The sequence below is a fragment of the Mycobacterium kyorinense genome (assembly GCF_001672775.1).
In the GTDB taxonomy this organism is placed as follows: Bacteria; Actinomycetota; Actinomycetes; order Mycobacteriales; family Mycobacteriaceae; genus Mycobacterium; species Mycobacterium kyorinense_A.
Map to the genome: position 1 here is coordinate 1 of NZ_LZKJ01000131.1, position 4,438 is coordinate 4,438.

Annotated in this window: 5 protein-coding genes and 1 riboswitch; all 5 genes read left to right on the top strand. The window is 67.4% G+C overall.

What is annotated here, in order from left to right; genetic code table 11:
• Window positions 1-250 precede the first annotated feature (250 nt).
• The gene (locus tag A5707_RS14135) at window positions 251-550 is read left to right on the top strand and encodes a PE family protein (RefSeq protein ID WP_065015095.1); all 300 of its coding nucleotides are present in this window, start codon (window positions 251-253) and stop codon (window positions 548-550) included.
• Between the two features lie 14 nt (window positions 551-564).
• On the top strand, window positions 565-1,776 hold the full coding sequence (locus tag A5707_RS14140) for a PPE family protein (protein ID WP_065015096.1): 1,212 nt from the start codon (window positions 565-567) through the stop codon (window positions 1,774-1,776).
• 422 nt (window positions 1,777-2,198) lie between these two features.
• Window positions 2,199-2,369: riboswitch (M-box (ykoK) riboswitch) on the top strand.
• Window positions 2,370-2,655: 286 nt separating this feature from the next.
• Window positions 2,656-2,955, top strand: a complete 300-nt coding sequence (locus A5707_RS14145; RefSeq protein ID WP_065015097.1) for a PE family protein — start codon at window positions 2,656-2,658, stop codon at window positions 2,953-2,955.
• A gap of 14 nt (window positions 2,956-2,969) precedes the next feature.
• Entirely contained in the window at window positions 2,970-4,163 is a 1,194-nt protein-coding gene (locus tag A5707_RS14150) for a PPE family protein (RefSeq protein ID WP_065015098.1), read from the top strand.
• A 54-nt stretch (window positions 4,164-4,217) separates the two neighbouring features.
• A partial coding sequence (locus tag A5707_RS14155; RefSeq protein WP_065015099.1) for a WXG100 family type VII secretion target occupies window positions 4,218-4,438 on the top strand: 221 nt, incomplete at its 3' end.

Sequence of the window (4,438 nt, forward strand, 5' to 3'; positions counted from 1 at the left end):
ACAGTGATCACTCTCCAATCGAAGGGTGCTCACTTTTCGACCGGAATCACCTGCTCACTTTTCGACCGGAACCGACAAATCGATGACCGTTTCGCTCCGATCCGGTCACGGCAGGGTATTCGCCGTCTGAATCCGCTTGCGCCAAGCCATCTCTCCACCTTCGGAGCACATGGGCGTTGACGCAGTCCGCCAGCAGCACAGCGACCGAAGCCCGTAACCGGGTCGGACTTATCCGCAAGGAGAAGTCCAAATGTCTTTCGTGACGACACAGCCGGAAACGCTGTCTGCGGCGGCCGGCAACTTGCAAGGAATCGGCGCTGGGCTTGCCGCCCAGAACGCGGCCGCGGCCGGACCGACGACGGCGGTGCTGCCCGCGGCAGCCGACGAGGTATCGGCGCTGACCGCAGCGCAATTCGCGGCGCACGCCCAGTTGTATCAGGTGGTCAGCTCCCAGGCTGCGGCGGTTCACGAGATGTTCGTGCACACGCTGTCGGTCAGCGCGGGCTCGTATGCCGCGACCGAGGCCGCCAATGCGGTCGCTGCGGGTTAAGGGGGGACGGCGCCATGGATTACGGGGCATTTCCACCAGAATTCAACTCTGCCCGCATGTACGCCGGCGGTGGTGCCGGGTCGTTGATGGCGGCGGCATCGGCTTGGGATGGCTTGGCCGCCGAACTCAATGCGGCGGCAGCTTCCTACTCGTCGGTGATCTCCGGCCTTACCGGTAACACCTGGCTGGGCGCCGGTTCGGCGTCGATGGCGGCCGCCGCCGCGCCGTATGCGGCATGGATGAGCACGACTGCGACACAGGCCGAGACCACGGCCAGCCAAGCCAGGGCAGCCGCGGCCGCGTACGAAGCGGCATTTGCGATGACGGTGCCGCCGCCGGTGATCGCCGCCAACCGCAGCCTGTTGATGTCGTTGGTTGCGACCAACGTGCTGGGGCAGAACACCCCGGCTATCGCAGCGACCGAAGCCCATTACAGCGAAATGTGGGCCCAGGACGCCGCGGCAATGTACGGCTATGCCGCGGCCTCGGCAGCTGCCACCAAAGTGGACCCATTCACGCCGCCCCAGCAGAATACGAACCCGGCCGGCCTGGCGGGGCAGGGCGCCGCCGTGGGTCAGTCCGTTGGAGCTGCATCCGGCTCCGGCGTGCAATCGTCGCTGTCCCAAGCGGTTTCGCTGACGCCCGGCACCTTGCAGGGCTTCGCGGCGCCGTTGCAGTCCGCGGCCCCCGGCTCGGCGCTTTCGACCGCTGCCGGCGCACAGGGCTTGGGGCCCGGCGATATCACCAACGCCGCAACGAATCTCCTGAGTAGCTCGCTGACGCCGATGTCGTTGGCCGGCATCACCCAGATGGGGGCGGACATCTCAGTAATCCGGGCGCTCAACACTGCGGGCGCCGCTGCCGGTTCAGGTGCTGCGTTAGGTCCGGGCATTCTGACGCCGGGGGCGGGGATCAGCGCGGTTGGGCCGACGGGCTCAGCAGGTCTGGGCGGCGGCGTACTGGCGGGAGCGGGCCGGGCGGCATCGGTCGGGCCGTTGTCGGTGCCGCAGACCTGGGCCGCTGCCTCGACGACGACACCATCAGCGGCGACGTCGTTGGTCTCTAACTGGACCGCGGCCCCGCAGGCCGCAGCAGGGGAGTTGGCCGGGGCGCCAGGCATGCCCGGGATGCCGATGGTGGGCTCGTCCGGACGGGGGTTCGGCTTCGCCGCACCCCGGTACGGCTTCCGTCTCACGGTGATGGCACATCCACCGGCCGCCGGATAACGGAGGAGCATCGAAAACACCACTGCCCGAACGACTTTCTGCTGTGTGGGCGGAGCTGACGGCGCCGCGCGGCCAGTGCTGCCATCGGGCCGGCTGGGGCCGGGTCGAGGTCCCGACGCGCTGCGCCGGAGCGATGCCGGTGTCATCGACTCGGCGCGCAACTGGCCGAAAACGCTCACAGCAGCTCAGCAGCGTGCAAACATCTTCTAGACGGCTCACCACGAGGCCGGCGAGGACCAACGTCGTCGACCGCACACTAAACACCGTGCTCAGCGCCATTGCCCGGGCGAAACGGACTCGCCACCGCCGCCGACATCGATTCTGTACAGCAACCTCTGAGCGTGCCGCCGCCGACGGGGTCGAAACCGGTTCCAAGCGAGGCGAGTTGACGTGCCTCGATTCCGGTGCCACCATGGCCTCTGCAAGCACCTCGCTAGGTGAGGCGTCTGCACGGATATAGGCCACTGACCTCGAACGTCGAAAGACGCCCAGGGTCAGGACAGCTCCTCCCGGCTTAAGGGTTGAGCCCAAGTGGCTTCCGGGACAACCGGATACGCCGTGCAGTGCCAAAGCTCTGACGAGAGGGGTGCCGCGCCAGGCTGATCGCCAGCGCGCCTCATCCCGTTGTGCACCGTGTCGGCACCCCCGTGTGCCCTGGCCGCGAGGAGGTGAGAGCGAGATTGAGTCCCAGTGATAGTCCCTATCCGAGATCGATGACCATTTCGTTCGAATCCGTCCCCGGCACGGTTTCATCCATCTGATTCGGCTCGCCCTGAATGAGCTGATAGGCGCGTCTTCACGTTAGGCGTGCGTGGTTTCGGCATGCCCTGATGCCACCGTGACGGCTGGATTCGGCCTGCTCCCCGAAGGAGAAGTCCGATGACTTTTGTGACCACACAGCCCGAGTTGTTGGCGGCGGCCGCCGGCAACCTGCAGGGCATTGGTTCTGCGATGTCGGCACAGAACGCAGCCGTCGCCGGCCCGACAACTGCGGTGTTTCCCGCCGCCGCGGACGAGGTCTCGGCGCTGACCGCCGCGCAGTTCGCTGCGCACGCACAGCTGTACCAGGCCGTCAGCGCTCAAGCGGCGGCGATACACGAAATGTTTGTGTCCACCATGCGCGCCAGCGCCGGGTCGTACGCGGTCACCGAGGCCGCCAACGCGCTCGCGGCCGGTTAAGGAGAGATGTAGCAATGGATTTCGGAGCATTCCCACCAGAATTCAACTCCGCGCGCATGTATGCAGGAGCTGGCTCGGCCCCGCTGCTTGCCGCGGCCTCGGCGTGGCAGGGACTGGCCGCCGAATTGCGTTCGACAGCCGCCGCTTATGGGTCGGTGATCGCCGGACTGACCAGCGAAGGATGGATGGGGCCGGCCTCGGCCTCGATGGCGGCCGCCGCGGCGCCCTACGCGACGTGGATGAGCACGACTGCCGCGCAAGCAGAACAGACCGCCGCGCAAGCCAAGGCAGCGGCCGGCGCCTACGAGGCCGCGTTCGCGATGACGGTGCCGCCGCCAGTGGTCGCGGCCAACCGGACGCAGCTCGCTTCGCTGGTTGCCACCAACGTTTTGGGGCAGAACACCCCGGCGATCGCGGCCACCGAAGCCCACTACGGCGAAATGTGGGCTCAGGACGCCGCCGCGATGTATGGCTATGCCGCCAGCTCCGCAGCCGCCTCGAAGGTCACTCCCTTCCGCGCGCCGCGACGCAACACCAACCCTGCGGGTTTGGTCGCGCAGCAGGCAGCGGGTGCTCAAGCCGCCGGTGCCAGCACGCAGTCACAGCTGTCCCAGATGGTGACGGCGATGCCTACGACGCTGCAGGGGTTGGCATCACCGATGGCAGACACCGGGTCCGGTGGTGGACTCGGGGGCCTTCTCGGCGGCACGGGCATCCAACCCGGAGATTTCCTGAACGCCGGGACGAACCTGATGAGCAGCTCGTTCAGCCCGATGGGCATCGCCGGTATCACCCAGATCGGGGCGGATGCCGCCGTCATCCGCGGCGCGGCAATAGCGCCCTTCGACCCGCTGGCTCTGGGAGGGATCGACGGACTCCCAGCAGTGGCACCGGGCGCTGGGATATCCGCGATCGGACCGGCCGGCTTGGGCGGAGGTGCCGTGTCGGCGGGGATCGGTCAGGCAAAGCTGGTCGGCTCCTTGTCGGTGCCGCAGGGCTGGACCACCGCTACGCCCGTGGCCAACTCAGCCCTTGCGCGGTTCCCGGCCGGCGGTTGGACCGGCGCCGTTCCGGCGGCCGAGCCGGGCGGCATGCCCGGCATGCCTGGCATGCCGATGACGGGTGCAGGCGCACGCGGCTACGGCTTTGCCGCACCGCGGTATGGCTTCAAGCCGACGGTGATGGCTCGACCGGTGATCGCCGGCTGACACAACGGCGGACGAAACCGCACCACCAGCTACTCACGCAAAGGAGACCTTCAGATGACCACGCGTTTTATGACTGACCCGCACGCGATGCGGGATATGGCGGGCCGTTTCGACGTGCACGCCCAAACCGTCGAAGACGAAGCCCGCAAGATGTGGGCGTCGAGCCAAAACATCGCCGGAGCCGGCTGGACCGGAACGGCCCAGGCCACCTCCTACGACACCATGGGCCAGATGAACACCGCGTTTCGCAACATCGTCAACATGCTCCACGGCGT